Raw genomic sequence first — 14,985 nt, 5'->3', positions numbered from 1 at the left:
GGCGGGAGATGGCTGAACTCCGGGTACGGCGGCGGTGGCTCACGCTGGCGGTCTTCGCGGTCGTCGTCTACGTCATCGTGCGTGCGGCCGACACCCCGCAGGCCGCCACGCCACCCTCGGCCGGGGCGTCCAAGTCGGCCTCGCCAGCTGGCTCCGCCAGTCCCTCGGCGTCAGCGACCGCCTCGGCATACGATCCCGCTGCCTATGCGTCCCAGGTCCGCACTCGGGCCCAACAGGCTCACGTCAGTGCCCAGTTGGTGATGGCGATCCTCTACAACGAGGCGTACAAGCCGCATGACGCGGCCTTCGAGCGGGCCTGGCAGAAGTACAAGCCGGACGCGGCCTTCGGCATCGCGAACATGCATCGCGCGACCTTCGACGAGGTCAAGAAGGGCCGGGACTTCGCCGGTCGGCGTTGGGACGAACTGCCCGATGACCGCGCCCTCGCCATCGAGGCCGAAGCCTGGTATCTACACGACCTGGCGGAGCAACTACCCCCGACCCGGCACGGCTCCCTCAGCAAGGACGAACTGCTGGCACTCGGCTACAACACCGGCGCGAGCAACATGCTCGCCTTCGCGCGCGGTGCGACACCGGGCAGCCAGGCGCAGGCGTACCTGAGCCAGCTGCACACCAACTGGGTCAAGGCGGGGAAAGCAGTCGGCGGGTGAGTCCCTCATCCTTCTCGGACCGATGCCGGAATCATCCCCGCGGTCGGCTTGCAACCCCCGCGCCAAAGGCCGTAGCTCACCACCAGAGCGCCCATCCAAGCGTCGGATTCCGAAGAATCCGGAATCCTTGAGAAGGAGTGCTGCAAGGCCGCCGCCGACAGAAAATGCCCCGATGGTGGCGATCGCACGAAGACCCACTTTGTGGCTCATCACGCTCCTTCATGGTCAGAGCTGTCCTGCGCTGCCCATCTCCGCGGTGAACCCCACCGGGTCGCTGTCGGATCCCCGGATCATCGCGTGGAACTCCCACGCACCGGAGGAATTCCTGGTGAACTCCGCGACCGTCGTAGCCGTGGACCCGGCGACCTGAGCGAAGTCGTCCTCCAGCAGCTTCTGGTACCCCTCGACCACCAGCACCCCCGCGTTCGATATGTCGCCAAAGGTCTTGGGGCCCGTGTTCTGGTGGATCGCCACCCCTACGACCACCCGTACGAAGGAAGGCGCCAAGCGGTCGAGGTCCAGCACCATCACCTCCACGTAGCCGAAACCCATCCCGGTCTCGCTGTGCCGGGGCATGTTGATGGTCCCGTCCGGCGAGCGACTGTCGTAGCGGACCACGTACACCGGCTGCCCATAGGGGGCGTCCGCAGAGTAGGTCGTGGCGATGATGTCGAGATGGTGAGGCGGCCGGCTCCAAGGACTCGGGTCCCACTTGAGCCTCACTTCGGCCTTCCCGAGTCCCTTGCTGACGCTGCTCACCGGCTGCTGCCTCTCCCGAATCGGCCCGCTGGGCGCGGACAAGGTTGCGCTTGATCCCGCAGGTCGATGCTCATCTCCACATGCATGGAAGAGAGATGTACCCCAGGAGTCAGGCAACGGAACTGTTCATTCTGCGGCGGATCAAGGGGACCGCTGATCCCACCCCACGGTTGTAAAGTTGCGCAAGACAGCAATCATGACTGACGGTGCTTCGTGTCCATGGACCACGCCGTCCGGACAAGAGAATGGGGTGGGCGGGATGCTCCGCAACGGACTGGAACCGTGGCACCTGCTGGTCGTGGCGATCGTCATCATCGTGCTGTTCGGCTCGAAGAAGCTCCCTGAGGCTGCCCGCGGACTGGGCAAGTCCATGCGCATCCTCAAGAGCGAGGCCAAGGCGATGAAGGACGAGGGCGCCTCCCAGCCTCCCGCCGAGCGGTCCGACACTGCTTCCGCGTCCGACACGTCGGCTGCGCGTCTCGTCCAGGCCGCCCCGGGCGATGCCGCCTCGGCCAGGGCGGTCTCTGAGAGTGCCACTGCCGGCTGAATCGCGCGGCCCGAGCCCGTCAGGGACTCGCCACATCGAAGCCGTAGCGGAGAGGCTCGCTCGTCACGCCGGGGTCGAGGCGGTAGAGATACAGGGCCTCCGCGCGCACATCGCCTTCCAGGCCGTCCGTGGGGCAGGGGTATGTCACCTGGACCACCCGAGGCCGGTCGATGACGCGTGTCCGCAACCCGTCGGCGGGACCTCCGTCCAGCACCGCGTTTTCCCAGTTCGTCGTGCCGCTGTTTTCCACACCGAAAGTTTAAAGGTTGCGCAACTGCTTGACCTTCGTGAAGTGGATCACGTGACCGCGAGGTGTCTCAGGTGGCATCGGGGTCGAAGGCGGAGCGCGCGGACTCCTGCGGGGGGTCGGCCTTTTCGAGCGTCACTTGGGGTGCCGCCGCCTGCGGTTCCGTGTCGTGTGCGGCACCTCGTACGGCGTCGGCCACCTCCGCCAGGTCCTTCCTGGGATCCAGGGCGCTGCGGATCTCGTCCAGGCCCAGATCGCGGCCGATGTCGTCGCTGTCCAGGACGTGCTTGCGTACGAACGTCTTCGGGTGCAGGTCCTCGAACTCGAAGTCCTTGAAATCCGGGCCCAGTTCGGAGCGGATATCCTCCTTGGCGCTGTCGGAGAACGCCCGTACCTTGCGGATGAGCTCCGCCGCGTTCTGAATGATCTCCGGCAGTTTGTCCGGGCCGAAGAGGAGGACGACCAGGATCGCGAGGGTGACTAGTTCCGGCAGCCCTACGTCCGGGAACATCCGCAGCTCCTCGCTGTCCGCGCCGCCCCGTTCGCCTGTCGCCCGGGCCCGCCTCCGTGACATTACTTCAACTATTGCGCAAGTGTCGGAACCGTCGTGGTCGGTTCCGCGTTGGAACCCAGTGACGTACAGACAGCCCACAGTCGGGAGGAAAGAGCCGTGGGAGTTTCCCTGGGCAAGGGTGGCAACGTGTCGCTGAGCAAGGAGGTGCCGGGGCTGAGCGCGGTGCTGATCGGGCTGGGCTGGGACGTTCGCACCACGACCGGTGCGGACTACGACCTGGACGCCTCCGCGCTGTTGCTGAACGCGTCGGGCAAGGTCGTCTCCGACCAGCACTTCGTCTTCTACAACAACCTCCGCAGCCCGGACGGCTCGGTGGAGCACACCGGCGACAACCTCACCGGTGAGGGCGAGGGCGATGACGAGAGCATCAAGGTGAACCTCGCCGGCGTACCCGCCGAGATCGACAAGATCGTGTTCCCTGTGTCCATCCACGACGCGGAAGCGCGCGGACAGAGTTTTGGGCAGGTCCGCAACGCCTTCATCCGCGTGGTGAACCAGGCGAACAACGGGGAGATCGCCCGCTACGACCTGTCCGAGGACGCTTCCTCGGAGACGGCGATGGTCTTCGGCGAGCTGTACCGGCACGGCGGTGAGTGGAAGTTCCGCGCGGTCGGTCAGGGGTACGCATCCGGACTGGCGGGCATCGCGTCCGACTTCGGCGTCAACGTCTGACGCTGCTCCAAGTGCCGTCGTCGCACGGAGACGGTGCACAGCATCTCACCGATGCCTTCCCCGCGAGGTGGACCGAGCACGCCCCTGGACCGGGCTCTCGCAGTCCACTCTGCTTCCGTGCCTGCGATGGAACCACGAACTCTGAGCGTTGCTGCGGGATGCCGGTGACCTGGCTCGCGCCGGGAGTGGCGGCGCGGCGTGCGGGTCAGCTGACGGCGTGTTCGGTCTCCGGCTCGTGGACTGTGCTCGGTGCGGTCGGCGTGGCGTGCCGGCCGCGTGCGGTGACGACGGTGCCGAGCGTCGCTATGCCCAGGCACGCGCACACGATGACGGGGGACGACGTCTTGAGCATGGACAGCCCGGAGCCGGTCAGCAGCACCACGAGGGCCCAGCGCACCGCGGGTCCGGTGACGCGGGTGGAGGCGACTGCGCCCAGGACCACTCCGGGGATCGCGCCGATGAGCAGTGTGGCGGCCAGGCCGAGGTCGGCGTCCCCGACCAGCAGGTGTCCCAGCGCGGCGGCGGCCACCAGCGGGATGGCCTGGACGAGGTCCGTGCCCACGAGGTGGTTGGCCTTCAGCATGGGGTGGGCCAGCATCAGCATCACGATGATCAGGGAGCCCGAACCCACCGAGGTCATGCCGACGATGACCCCGCCGACCAGGCCGATCAGCAGCGTCGCGACCGGCCGGACGGGCACGTGGGCGTCCTCGTCGGCGACGGTGCCGCGCCGGCGGTCCAACCACAGACGTACGAGCATGCCCGCGACGGCGAGCAGCAGCGCCGTACCGATGACGTACTTGACCCGCTGCTGCAGCGCGTCCCCGTCGCCGAACAAGTGGAGCAGGAAGACCCCGCCGAACGCGGCCGGGACGGCGGTGGGCAGCAGCCAGCGCACGATGTCCCAGCGCACGGTGCCGGCCCGCTGGTGCACGAGCGCGCCGAACGGCTTCATGAACACGGAGGCGGCCAGGTCGCTGCCGATCGCCGCGGTGGGGTTCACACCGAAGACCATCACCATGATCGGAGTCATCAGCGCCCCGCCGCCCATGCCGGTGAGTCCTACGGCGAATCCGACCAGGGCTCCGGCGACGACGATCGGAGCGGAGACATCCATGTCCACGACCGTAGAGACCTTTCCTATGGGAATGGTGTGGAAAGCGTCGTCCGATCTTCGCCTTTGACGCGTGACCTGCGAAGGTCACCAGTGGCTCCGGGAACCTGGATGTGCCCAGAATCGTTTTACTGATCCGACCATCATCAGAGGAGCACTGATCTTGTCCGCCAGATCGACGGACCCTTCGGGGCACAGTCCCCGACCATCCCGCCAGGTCTTTCCTGAATCCGGCACGCGACGGGATGGTGTTCGATGAGTGCCGCGACTGCTCTCCTGGGTCTGCTGGCCGTGTTCGTGCTGACGGTCGGTACCGGCTACTTCGTGGCCCAGGAGTTCGCCTACGTCTCCGCCAGCCGGCTTGCCCTCGCGCGTGAAGCCGAGGCGGGGGACAAGAAGGCCGCCCGCGCGCTGAAGGTACTGGAGCGGCTGTCGTTCATGCTGTCCGGCGCGCAGCTCGGTATCACAGTGACTGGTCTGGCCGTCGGTTTCATCGCCGAGCCGAGCGTGTCCGCGCTGCTCAAGCCGGTCCTGTCCGGTCTCGGCCTGCCCGACGCGGCCGTCAGCGTCATCTCCGTCGTCCTCGCCTTCGTCGGGGCCACGGTGGTGCAGATGGTGCTGGGCGAGCTGGCCCCGAAGAACCTCGCCATCGCCGTCCCGGAACGGCTGGCCAAGGCGCTGGCGCCCTCCACGCTTGCCTACCTCAAGGTCGTCGGTCCGGTCGTGCACATCTTCGACGGAGCGGCGAACCGGCTGCTGCGCAAGATCGGCATCGAACCCGTCGAAGAACTGCACCACGGCGCCACCCTGGAAGAGCTCGGCCACCTCATCGGCGAGTCCCACGAGCAGGGCGAGCTACCCAAGGACACTGCCGAACTCCTCGACCATGCCCTGGAGTTCTCCGAGCGCACCCTCGACGAGGTGATGGTGCCGCGCGCGGACGCCGTCTTCGTGCGCAAGGACGCGAGCGCCGCGGAGGCGGTCGATCTCATCGCCAAGCACGGCCACTCCAACTACCCCGTCCTCGGCGACCACCCGGACGACATCACCGGCGTCCTGGGTGTGCGCGAGCTGATGCGACTGCCCGCCGACCGCCTCACGGTCACCACCGCTGGCGCCCTCGCCCGGCAGCCCCTGCTGCTGCCTGACACCCTGCCCCTGCCGGACGCTGTCGAGCAGATGCGTCAGCAGGACGACGAGTACGCCGTCGTCCTGGACGAACACGGCGGGGTGGCGGGCATCGTCACCTACGAGGACATCGCCGAGGAACTGGTCGGCGACATCGCCGACGAGCTAGACACGGTCACCGAACTCGCCGCCGCCGACGGGGACGGCTGGCTGGTGGACGCCGGCCGCCGCCTCGACGAGGTCGCCGAGGCTACCGGTATCGAGCTGCCCGAGGAGCAGGACTACGACACCGTGGGCGGCCTGATAGTGGACCGACTCGGCCGCTTCCCGGCCATCGGTGACCAACTCGCCGTCGAGCTGCCCGACGGCGGCCGTGTGGTCATCGACGTACGCACTCTGGACCGTCACGTACCCGAGCGCGTACGGATCGAGCGGTTGGTCAAGCAAGGAGAGGAGCAGGCATGAGTTTCCCGATGGCACTCTTCGTCACCGTCCTGCTGCTGATCGGCAGCGGCTTCTTCGTCGCAGCCGAGTTCGCGCTGGTCGCCGCCAAGCGGCACCGCATGGAGAAGGCGGCGGCCAATGGCCAGCGCGGCGCCAAGGCCGCGCTGGCAGGCATGCGCGAGCTGTCCCTCATGCTGGCCGGCGCCCAACTCGGCATCACCATCTGCACGTTGGGCCTTGGTTCGGTGTCCAAGCCCGCGATCTCGCACGAACTCGACCCACTGCTGCACAAGCTGGGCCTACCGAGCGGGCTGAGCTACGGCATCGCCTTCGCCGTCGCCATGGTCGTCGTGGTGTTCCTGCACATGGTGGTCGGCGAGATGGCCCCCAAGTCCTGGGCCATCGCCCACCCCGAACGCTCCGCGATGCTCCTCTCCCCACCCTTCCGCGGCGTGGTCAAGGCGGTCCGCCCGCTGCTGGGGGTGCTGAACAGGTTGAGCAATGCGCTGGTACGGCTGTGCGGGGTCACCCCGCGCGACGAGCTGACCGAGGTCCACAACCGCGAGCAACTCACCCACCTCGTCGAGGAGTCGAAGCGCCTCGGCCTGATCAGCGAGACCGACTCGGAGCTGCTCACCAGCTCGCTCACCGAGCCGCAGAACCCGGTCGGCGCCCTTCAGATCCCGGCCGCCGCGATCAACTCGGTACCCGCGGACGCCGGCGTGGACGAGATCCTCGCCCTCGCCGCCGAGTACGACCGCAGCCGCCTGCTGGTGCGCGACGGCACGGGCATTGTCGGTTCCGTGCACGCCCGCGACGCGCTCATCGCCCGTACCCGCGGGCGCACGGTCACCGCCCGGGACCTTGCCCGTCCGATACCGGAGCTGACCGAACAGGACACGATCAGCCACGCCATCGAGCAACTCCGCCAGCGCAGGGCCTCCCTCGCGGTGGTCCGTGACGACACCGGCAACCTCACCGGCATGGTCACTCTCGACGACCTGCTCGCGCGCCTCCTGCATCCCCAGGCGGCATAACGGCGGTGGTCCCGTCCGGCGTCTCAACTCTGGGCGTCGGACGGGAAGTTGGGGACAGGTTCTGACGACCGGCGCTAACAGTCCCTCACTACACTCACTCGATGAACAACATACGGTGCGCTCAATGCGGTGCGGTGGGACTGGAGCCGGGCTTCGTCGAGGACTCCGGACAGGGCGCCCGCGGGTTCGCGCGGTGGATCGCAGGCCCCCTTCAGCGAGGCTCGCTTGGCAATGCGAAGAGGATGGGTCGACCGCGTTGGCAGATCGACGCCTTTCGTTGTCCGATCTGCGCACACCTTGAACTGTTCGCCGCCCAGCCGGACTAGCTGCGCGGTAGGCGAGTGATCACCAGCAGTCAATCGCCGGGCCGGCATGTCCCGACCTCAGGCACTCACTACGCCGTCAGGGGCGCCGGGAGTCGTCTTCCTTGAGTGCCCTGGCCTCGCTCTTGAAGATCCGGGTCGCCTTGCCCGCCGAACGCGTCAGTTCCGGCAGCTTCTTGATGCCGAGGACGACCACGACGACGAGGAGGACCACGGCCAGTTCGCTCAAGCCGAACATCAGGTCTGCTTTCTCCCGGGGAACCAGGCCGCTACGGCGTACCGGCCACACGCTGCAATCTACAGTGCTGTAGAAGTCTCTCCTGAAGCGTGATCGCTCAACAACCCCGCCTTCCAGCTCAGTTGGTGGGGGCGTGAGCCTGTGCGAGGGAGCGGAGACAGCAGGATGCAAGACCAGCGCAACGACGGAACCGAGGCGACACCCCAACCCGCCCGCGAGGAACTGGCGCGCCGCTGCCGCACCGTCACCGAGGCCCGCTGGTTCGCCCTCAGCGTCTTCGCCGTCATCCTCGCCAACGCCGCGCTGCTGGGCATCGAGACGTACCCGGGGCTGGCCGCCGACTGGAACCACTGGTTACGCCTGGCCGAGCACGCCTGCCTGGCCGCCTTCACCGTCGAGATCCTGCTCCGCTTGGCCGCTCACGCCGACCGCCCCCGGGACTTCGCCAAGGACCCCTGGAACCTCTTCGACCTGGCCGTAGTCCTGTGCGCCTTCCTGCCCGTCGTACGCGAGAACACCACCGTGCTACGACTGTTGCGCCTGGCCCGCGTCCTGCGCACCGCGCGCTTCCTGCCCCAGCTGCGGGTCGTGCTGGTCGCCGTCGCCCGCAGCCTGCCCGGCACGCTGAGCTTTCTGCTCGTCGGTGGGCTGGTGCTGTACGTCTACGCGATGGTCGGCTGGGTCTTCTTCGGCCGCCATGACCCCGAGCACTACGGCTCCATCGGGCGCGCGGTCCTCACCCTGTTCCTGCTGATGACCCTGGACGGCATCGGTGACGCAGTCCACGCCGGCCTGGAGATCTCGCGCTGGAGCCTGGTCTATTACGCCTCATACGTGCTGCTCGCCTCCTTCGTCCTGGTCAACGTCCTGATCGGCGTGGTTCTCACGTCCCTGGACGATGCCCGTGAGACGGAGCGGGACGAGCCGCAGCGACAGGATTTGCCGGCGTCGGAGGACGAGGGCCGCCGACTGCTGCTGGAACGAATTGCCACGGCCCGCCGGGCACTGGACGACCTCGAACAGGACCTTGTTCAGTCGGCGGTGCGGAGTGTGGATGTGGGAGAGGTCACCGGCGGGAACGTCGACAGTTGCTATATTGCGCAATCATCCAGCCCGAGGGGTGCGTCCTGACGTACGGGTTGGGTCTCTGCCGTCTCATCGTGGCGCCGGCGGTTGGTGTCGGCGACTGCGTAGGGAGTGGTGGATGAGCGACCCGTGGGGTGAGACATCCGGCCGTGCGGCCACGCGAGATCGCTTCACTGTGTCGCACCAACGCGGAGCGGACGGAGCGTCGGCCCATCGACCGCCGGGCGGAAGGGCTGCCGCCCGCCAGGCCGCACGGTCCAAGGAGCGTCAGTCGGGTCGACGGGCGAAACCCGTAGCCCGGCGCAAACGGCTGGCCCGCATAGCCCTGATGACCGTGTCGGCGCTGATCCTGGTCACGGCAGGGGCCGGAGCCTGGCTGTGGCAGCGTCTCAACGGAAACATCAAGAGCGTGGCGATCGACGACGGGGCCGGTGGCAAGGAGAAGGCGGACGCCTTCGGCCGCACCCCGATCAACATCCTGGTGATCGGTTCGGACGGGCGGAACAACGCCGCTGACTGCAAACTGGGCGGCGGCTGCGGCTCCGCGAGTTCGACGGTCGGGCACAACGCGGACGTGGAGATGGTGGTGCACGTCTCCGCCGACCGCTCGAACGCCACCGTGATGAGCGTCCCGCGCGACACCATGACCCAGATCCCCGCCTGCAAGGACCCGGACAGCAGCCAGGCGACGTCCGGCTACTACGGCCAGATCAACAGCGCCCTGCAGTACGGCCCGGCCTGCCAGGTCAAGACCGTGCACGAGCTCACCGGCATCACCGTCGACCACTTCGTGATGCTCGACTTCTCCGGCGTGGTCAAGATGTCCGATGCCGTGGGCGGGGTGTCGGTGTGCGTCAGCGACAACGTCTACGACACCTACTCGCACCTCAAGCTCGCCAAGGGCACCCACACCCTCAAGGGCGAGGCCGCGCTGGAGTTCGTGCGCTCCCGGCACGGCTTCGGCGACGGCAGCGACCTCGGCCGTACCGTCTCCCAGCACCTCTTCCTCAGCGCGATGATCCGCAAGTTCAAGAGCGCGGGCACGCTGGCCAATCCCGCCAAGGTCTACTCCCTGGCCGACGCCGCCACCAAGGCCCTGACCGTCGACACCGGCCTGGGTAGCGTCAGCAAACTCGTGGACCTGGCGACCGACCTGAACGAGGTCCCCTCCAAGCGGATGACGTTCACCACCATGCAGACCGGGGCCGACCCGGCCAACGCCAACCGTGTCGTCCCGGCGGCCGGTGCCAAATCCCTGTTCGCGGCCATCGCCAACGACCAGTCCCTGACCGCGGACAGCAGCAAGAAGAAAGCTTCCGCCTCACCGTCCGCGACCACGTCCGCGGCAGCCACGGTGCCGGCCTCCGAGGTCGCCGTACGGGTGGAGAACGGCACCACCACCAGCGGACGCGCCTCCGTGATCGCCAACGCCCTCATCGCCAAGGGCTTCAGTCCCGGCACCAGCACGGGTAACGCGCCCGAGCAGGCGGCGACCACCAAGCTCACGTACGGCCCCGGTGAGAAGGCCGAGGCGCAGACGGTGGCATCCGCCCTCGGGCTGTCCGCCTCGCACCTCACCCAGAGCAGCGAGAGCGGACTGACCCTCGTCATCGGCAGCGACTGGCCCAGCGGCACGACGTACTCCAGCAGCGCCTCCGCCGCACCCGCCGACACCCACGCGGCCGTCTCCAACGCCAACGCCTCGACCGCCGACGAGTCCAAGACCTGCGCCAAGGTCAGCCCCTACAAGACCGTGGCGCTGAACGGTGTGGCGATGACCCCGGCCCAGGCTTACGCGGCGGCGAGCAGCAAGAAGGACTCCGCGCCGTAGCCGGCGACGGCCGCCCTGGCCTCGCCCTGCGGGCAGTTACGCTGCGGCCATGGTGCGGGCGGTGGCGAAGAGTGATCTGACCGGGCGGGCGCGGCTGCGCGAGGCGGCGCTGGAGCTGGCAGACGACTTCGCCCGGGTCGCCGACGCGACCGCCACGACGGTCGCGGAGTTCACGAGGGACGGCTCCGGTGCCTGGGAGTTCCACGGCATGATCCGTGGGTTCGACAGCGACCCGTCGGTCTTCACCTTGAAAAAGGGGTGCCGCCGAGCAGTCCGGACCGGACGACACTCCGGGCACGCGTCCGGCGGGGACGATGTGAGCCCGCGCGCGAGACGCGCCGTCTTGTCGCTCGGTATGTGGTGGGTGCTGCTCGCCTTGGTCCTCTGGCTCCCGGGCAAGGCACTCGCACAGCCCGCCTCGCCGGCCCGATGCGCGGCTTCGGCGCTCTTTCTCATCGCTCTCGGGGAGGCCGGCGACTGGCTGCGTCGACGGTGGCGGACCCGTCGGTTCCGATGCCCGGGGTGGTCGCTCGGCCTGCCCTTCGCGGCGGAGTCCGGGCCAACCTAAGTCGGCATGCGGATCGTGTCTGGGCGAGGCCCGGCGCTGGTGCAGTAAGGGGCCCGCGCTCGCTTGACGCATTCTCGGGTGGTGCCGTCGAGGTTCAGGGGCGGGCCGAGCAGGGAGATGAGCGTTGTCTCCAGGGGGCGGGATCGGGGCGCTCGCACCAGGGGTAGCTGGACGCAACAGAAGTGTCGTGACGCTGGTCCCGCATATCTCCCGTGCTACGAACAGAACGGTGGCATAAAAAGCGTCACCGTTCTGTGCAAGCGCCGCGCCCGCTGGCCTCATTGTCCGGTTCGTCGATGAGCCTGGCCGAGCACCGGAGGTTGTCCGCCCCGCGTTCCTTGGTGGAGGCGAAGGGGTTTTCGTCGCACTGCAGGGACGTTCCGCGATCGCGTCCCATGAGGTGGTGTAGTCGCCCCGGACGTCGTTGCACTTCTTGGTGGCCCGGTCCCTGTTGGGTTGCTGCTGGTCGTGTTGGTGAGGATCGCAGTCCTTCTCCATGTTCTGAGGAGAGAAATGGCGGTTCCGTCCATGCCAGGGGGAGAACAAATCGCGTGATCAGGCTCATGTTCGTCGGGATCTTCGCGGATAGAGTCACGGCTCGGTGCGGCTCCGGCGGGGCCCGGGTGAGTGGTGCCAGGAGCTGCCGGGCGGTCGCGGACCGTCGAGGCGAGGAGATCGCGTGAGGATCGATGCGGGTCACTGCACGCTGTTCGACAATCCGAAGGAGTCGCGCGAGCGGGTCATCAAAGCGGTGCGCCACCGCGGTGTGGTTGTTCCGGAGCGGGGGTCGAGCTTCTTCATCCACCTCAGCGAGCTGTGCCCGGTCGCGTGTGAGCACTGCATGTACGCGTCGGACCTGACACGGAAGGCGACGGCGAAGGACTCGCTCTCGCGGCCGGAGCTGGATGCGGCGATCGACTTCATCAACGCCTCCCGGTCGGAGAAGCTGAACATCACCGGGGGCGGGGAGCCGTTCTTGAAATTCAAGACCATCCTGCGGCTGCTGGAACGGGTCACCGTGCCGCGCGTGGAGATTGTGACGGCCGGCTACTGGGGCAAACACGCGGGGCGGGCGGAGCGTCTGCCGGGGCAGATGGACGAAGCCCTGCGCCGAAATCCGCAGCCTCCCGAGACGCTGCTGCGGCTCAGCATCGACCGGTACCACATCGACGCACCACAGCCCGTGCTGATCCCGCATTACGGCAACGTCGCCCGCGCCTGGCAGAAGCTGCGCCCCGGTCTCGCGCTGGGCTTCCGCAGCATCCAGCCGGACATGGACATCGTGGACGCGGACCTGGCCCGGGAGCTGGGCGCCAAGGTGGAGACGGTCAACGACTGGAACCGGCGCATCGTCCTGCCCGACGGCACGGCGTTACCGATCACCTTCAACGTGTTCCGGCTGAGCGGCAAGGCCGCCGAGCTGCGCGACGATCTCCTCGAAGGCACGCAGACCATCAAGGAGTACTACTCGCCGTTCGAGTCGGGGTCCAACCGGCTGACGCTCGCCACCGCGGTCAACGACGCGATCCGGGGTGCCTACGCGGCCAGTCCCGGGGCTGCGGTGACGCTCAACTCGGACGGAACCTTCTGGATCTTCGCCGGTACGGCGCCGGACCGGCGGATGATGTTCACCGGCCAGCGGTTCGGCGAAGCGATGGACTACTTCTTCCAGGACCCGATCACCCACTCCCTCGTCGACGACGGAGTGTGGGCGCTGGCCGACATCGTCGCCGGCCTCGACCCGGCGACGCACGCCGAGGCCGTCGCCAAGAACGATGTCGCCTCGCTGGTGGAGGACCTGCTGGCCCCCGACGACGTACGACTGGCGGTGACGCTGCTGGCCGCGCAGCGGATGGTCGACCGCGACCGCGCCACCGTGGAAGGAGATGCGGCGATGGCCGAACTGCTCACCTCCGGTGCGGACTTGACGACCTGGTGTACCGACGCCGTCCGCGGGGTGCGGCTGTGAGGGCCCGTACGACGACGGTCGCCGATCCCGCAGGTGCCTACGGCACGCTGGTGGCGCCAGGGGCCGAGCCGGAGCAGGTCAGGCAGGGGATCTTCGGGCTGAGCCGCGTGCTGGCCGACGCCACACGTGCCGCCCTGCCCGACGACGCGACAGTGCTGTGCGTCATCGTGCTGCGCGGCGGGCTGCTGCTCTATCCCGGCTTCGCCCCACCCTTCGCCCACACCGATTTCTGTCTCCTCGGCATGCAACGCGACGAACAGGGCCGAGCCCGGTGCCGGTACATGACGCCGCCGAGCAGGCCGCTGTACGACGTCGCGGTGCTCATCGACTGCGTGGCCGCGACCGGCGGCACCCTGCTCACCGCCCGGGACGTGCTGGCGGACTCCTGCAAGATCTCGCGGCATGCGGCCGCCGTGCTGTGCTCGTCCGACCGGGCCACCCACACCCTGACCGGCGAGGGGATCGACGTGCTGGGTTTCCGGCTGCACGAGGCGCTGGACGGTGACGTCGTGACACCCGACCTCGGCGAACTCGACGCAGGGGACCTGTTCAGCGGCGTGTCCCTTTTCCTGCGGAACGCTTCTGCATGAGCACCCAGGCACTACGCGTCGAGCGACGCGTCCTTCCCGAATGCGGCACCGTCGGGCTCGTCTACGCGGCGGGGGTGTCGGCCGGGATGGCTCTGGGCCGGTTCATCCCCCTCAGTTCCGGCGTACGCGGCGACTTCGGGCTCTCGCTCGCCGCGTTCGGGTGGCTGGTCTCGGGCATCACCGTGGTCGGGGCGGCGCTCGCCCTTCCCGCCGGGCTGTGGATCGCGCGCGGCGATCTCGGCCGGGTGCTCGGCGCCGGGCTCGCTGTGATGCTGCTGGGCGGGATCCTGGAGGTCGTCTCCCCGTCGGTCCTGCTGCTGTACACCGCGCGCATGCTGGAGGGCTGCGGTTACCTGCTCGTGGTGATCACCGGGCCGCTGGTGCTGTCCGCCCGGTGCGGACCGGCTGCGGAGCGTGGCGCGCTCGCTCTGTGGAGCACGTTCATTCCCGTCGGCATGGCGCTCGCCTCGGCTGCCGGCACTCTGGCCGGTGTACTGGGCTGGCGGCTGACCGCTGTGCTGACCGTGGTGCCCGCCGTGGTGCCGCTGGTGGGTGCTCACACCTGGCTGACCGGGACCGGCACCGGCACCAACGATGCACGTCAGCACCGTGGGGCCTCGGGTGGGCTGCGCCCGGTGCTGTGGCTGTCGGTGTCCTTCAGCCTTATCGCGCTGCTGGGGGTCACCGTGATCGCGCTGCTGCCCGACCTCGCCGACCACCGGGGCGTCCCGGCTGCTCTGGGCAGCGCGAGCACGGCCGTGGTGTCCCTGGCCAGCGTTCCCGGCGGGCTGGCAGCCGGCCTGCTCATGCACCGAGGGGCCACCCCGCGCCGACTCGCCGTGGCCGCCCTCGCGATGCCGTGCGCCGCCGTCGTGATCTACCAGGTCAGCCCCTGGGCGGCGGTCGCTGCCGGGGCGGCGGTGTTGATGGCCGCCAACGGACTCGTCCTCGCCGCCCTCTACGCGAGCATGCCGACGCTCGCTCGATCCCCCTACACGCTGCGCCGCGGCTACGGCCTGCTCAACCAGGCGGGCTGTCTGGGCAGCCTCTTCGGCCCACCCGTCTTCGGGTTCACCGTCACGCATACCGGCTGGCCCGCCGCCACCGTCCTGGTGACACTGATCAGCCTGACCGGCCTGGCCCTGTTCTGGACCGCCACCCGGACCGTGGCTGCGGCGGGCTGATGC

The 14,985-nt window shown here is 68.4% G+C and carries 15 protein-coding genes and 1 pseudogene; 11 read left to right on the top strand and 5 right to left on the bottom strand.

The window, feature by feature from the left end:
- Nucleotides 1-8 precede the first annotated feature (8 nt).
- Nucleotides 9-671 carry a lytic transglycosylase domain-containing protein gene (locus OG714_RS12410; protein ID WP_406120491.1) on the top strand — a complete coding sequence of 221 codons (663 nt, stop codon included), beginning with the start codon at nt 9-11 and terminating at the stop codon, nt 669-671.
- A 225-nt stretch (nt 672-896) separates the two neighbouring features.
- On the opposite strand, the gene OG714_RS12405 is transcribed toward OG714_RS12410, so the two are convergent.
- The gene (locus OG714_RS12405) at nt 897-1,430 is read right to left on the bottom strand and encodes a TerD family protein (RefSeq protein ID WP_406120489.1); all 534 of its coding nucleotides are present in this window, start codon (nt 1,428-1,430) and stop codon (nt 897-899) included.
- 259 nt (nt 1,431-1,689) lie between these two features.
- On the opposite strand from OG714_RS12405, the gene tatA reads away from it, so the two are divergent.
- Nucleotides 1,690-1,977 (top strand): Sec-independent protein translocase subunit TatA, encoded by a 288-nt coding sequence (gene tatA, locus OG714_RS12400; protein ID WP_406120487.1) that lies wholly within the window; start codon nt 1,690-1,692, stop codon nt 1,975-1,977.
- A gap of 19 nt (nt 1,978-1,996) precedes the next feature.
- Here the strand turns inward: tatA and OG714_RS12395 are convergent, their stop codons facing one another.
- Both OG714_RS12395 and OG714_RS12390 read right to left on the bottom strand, forming a co-directional pair.
- Nucleotides 1,997-2,227: a hypothetical protein gene (locus OG714_RS12395; protein WP_360077818.1), complete on the bottom strand. Its 231-nt coding sequence runs from the start codon at nt 2,225-2,227 to the stop codon at nt 1,997-1,999.
- Nucleotides 2,228-2,294: 67 nt separating this feature from the next.
- Nucleotides 2,295-2,735 carry a sec-independent translocase gene (locus OG714_RS12390; protein ID WP_406131796.1) on the bottom strand — a complete coding sequence of 147 codons (441 nt, stop codon included), beginning with the start codon at nt 2,733-2,735 and terminating at the stop codon, nt 2,295-2,297.
- Nucleotides 2,736-2,894: 159 nt separating this feature from the next.
- On the opposite strand from OG714_RS12390, the gene OG714_RS12385 reads away from it, so the two are divergent.
- Nucleotides 2,895-3,470 (top strand): TerD family protein, encoded by a 576-nt coding sequence (locus OG714_RS12385; protein WP_366498061.1) that lies wholly within the window; start codon nt 2,895-2,897, stop codon nt 3,468-3,470.
- Between the two features lie 205 nt (nt 3,471-3,675).
- Here OG714_RS12385 and OG714_RS12380 read toward each other — a convergent pair whose 3' ends face one another.
- Nucleotides 3,676-4,587, bottom strand: a complete 912-nt coding sequence (locus OG714_RS12380; RefSeq protein ID WP_406120484.1) for a sulfite exporter TauE/SafE family protein — start codon at nt 4,585-4,587, stop codon at nt 3,676-3,678.
- Between the two features lie 252 nt (nt 4,588-4,839).
- On the opposite strand from OG714_RS12380, the gene OG714_RS12375 reads away from it, so the two are divergent.
- Nucleotides 4,840-6,177 (top strand): hemolysin family protein, encoded by a 1,338-nt coding sequence (locus tag OG714_RS12375; protein ID WP_406120482.1) that lies wholly within the window; start codon nt 4,840-4,842, stop codon nt 6,175-6,177.
- Nucleotides 6,174-7,193: a hemolysin family protein gene (locus OG714_RS12370; protein WP_406120480.1), complete on the top strand. Its 1,020-nt coding sequence runs from the start codon at nt 6,174-6,176 to the stop codon at nt 7,191-7,193. Before OG714_RS12375 ends, OG714_RS12370 begins: the two co-directional genes overlap by 4 nt.
- A 402-nt stretch (nt 7,194-7,595) precedes the next feature.
- Here OG714_RS12370 and OG714_RS12365 read toward each other — a convergent pair whose 3' ends face one another.
- Nucleotides 7,596-7,754: a twin-arginine translocase TatA/TatE family subunit gene (locus OG714_RS12365; RefSeq protein ID WP_406120478.1), complete on the bottom strand. Its 159-nt coding sequence runs from the start codon at nt 7,752-7,754 to the stop codon at nt 7,596-7,598.
- Nucleotides 7,755-7,919: 165 nt separating this feature from the next.
- On the opposite strand from OG714_RS12365, the gene OG714_RS12360 reads away from it, so the two are divergent.
- The 6 genes and pseudogenes from OG714_RS12360 (at nt 7,920) to OG714_RS12335 (ending at nt 14,982) form a co-directional block, all read left to right on the top strand.
- Nucleotides 7,920-8,885, top strand: a complete 966-nt coding sequence (locus tag OG714_RS12360) for an ion transporter (protein WP_406120476.1) — start codon at nt 7,920-7,922, stop codon at nt 8,883-8,885.
- A gap of 283 nt (nt 8,886-9,168) precedes the next feature.
- A complete protein-coding gene (locus tag OG714_RS12355; RefSeq protein WP_406120474.1) occupies nt 9,169-10,671 on the top strand; it encodes an LCP family protein in 1,503 nt (500 codons plus the stop codon).
- Between the two features lie 115 nt (nt 10,672-10,786).
- A pseudogene (locus OG714_RS12350) lies at nt 10,787-10,930 on the top strand (TerD-family protein); the annotation flags it as partial.
- Between the two features lie 988 nt (nt 10,931-11,918).
- Nucleotides 11,919-13,208 (top strand): 4Fe-4S cluster-binding domain-containing protein, encoded by a 1,290-nt coding sequence (locus OG714_RS12345; RefSeq protein ID WP_406120472.1) that lies wholly within the window; start codon nt 11,919-11,921, stop codon nt 13,206-13,208.
- A complete protein-coding gene (locus OG714_RS12340) occupies nt 13,205-13,798 on the top strand; it encodes a phosphoribosyltransferase (protein WP_406120470.1) in 594 nt (197 codons plus the stop codon). Before OG714_RS12345 ends, OG714_RS12340 begins: the two co-directional genes overlap by 4 nt.
- A complete protein-coding gene (locus OG714_RS12335) occupies nt 13,795-14,982 on the top strand; it encodes a CynX/NimT family MFS transporter (RefSeq protein ID WP_406120468.1) in 1,188 nt (395 codons plus the stop codon). The genes OG714_RS12340 and OG714_RS12335 overlap by 4 nt, the downstream gene beginning before the upstream one ends.
- The last annotated feature ends 3 nt before the right edge of the window (nt 14,983-14,985 follow it).

Origin of the sequence: Streptomyces sp. NBC_00989 (genome assembly GCF_045162655.1) — a bacterium.
Classification (GTDB): domain Bacteria; phylum Actinomycetota; class Actinomycetes; order Streptomycetales; family Streptomycetaceae; genus Streptomyces.
This window is presented reverse-complemented; position numbering and strand designations above follow the sequence as displayed.

Bases quoted from the DNA above. Each gene is read 5' to 3' on its own strand.
- OG714_RS12410 (WP_406120491.1), top strand. From the start codon at position 9: ATGGCTGAACTCCGGGTACGGCGGCGGTGGCTCACGCTGGCGGTCTTC.
- tatA (WP_406120487.1), top strand. From the start codon at position 1,690: ATGCTCCGCAACGGACTGGAACCGTGGCACCTGCTGGTCGTGGCGATC.
- OG714_RS12390 (WP_406131796.1), bottom strand. From the start codon at position 2,735: ATGTTCCCGGACGTAGGGCTGCCGGAACTAGTCACCCTCGCGATCCTG.
- OG714_RS12380 (WP_406120484.1), bottom strand. From the start codon at position 4,587: ATGGATGTCTCCGCTCCGATCGTCGTCGCCGGAGCCCTGGTCGGATTC.
- OG714_RS12375 (WP_406120482.1), top strand. From the start codon at position 4,840: ATGAGTGCCGCGACTGCTCTCCTGGGTCTGCTGGCCGTGTTCGTGCTG.
- OG714_RS12370 (WP_406120480.1), top strand. From the start codon at position 6,174: ATGAGTTTCCCGATGGCACTCTTCGTCACCGTCCTGCTGCTGATCGGC.
- OG714_RS12365 (WP_406120478.1), bottom strand. From the start codon at position 7,754: ATGTTCGGCTTGAGCGAACTGGCCGTGGTCCTCCTCGTCGTCGTGGTC.
- OG714_RS12360 (WP_406120476.1), top strand. From the start codon at position 7,920: ATGCAAGACCAGCGCAACGACGGAACCGAGGCGACACCCCAACCCGCC.
- OG714_RS12355 (WP_406120474.1), top strand. From the start codon at position 9,169: ATGACCGTGTCGGCGCTGATCCTGGTCACGGCAGGGGCCGGAGCCTGG.
- OG714_RS12335 (WP_406120468.1), top strand. From the start codon at position 13,795: ATGAGCACCCAGGCACTACGCGTCGAGCGACGCGTCCTTCCCGAATGC.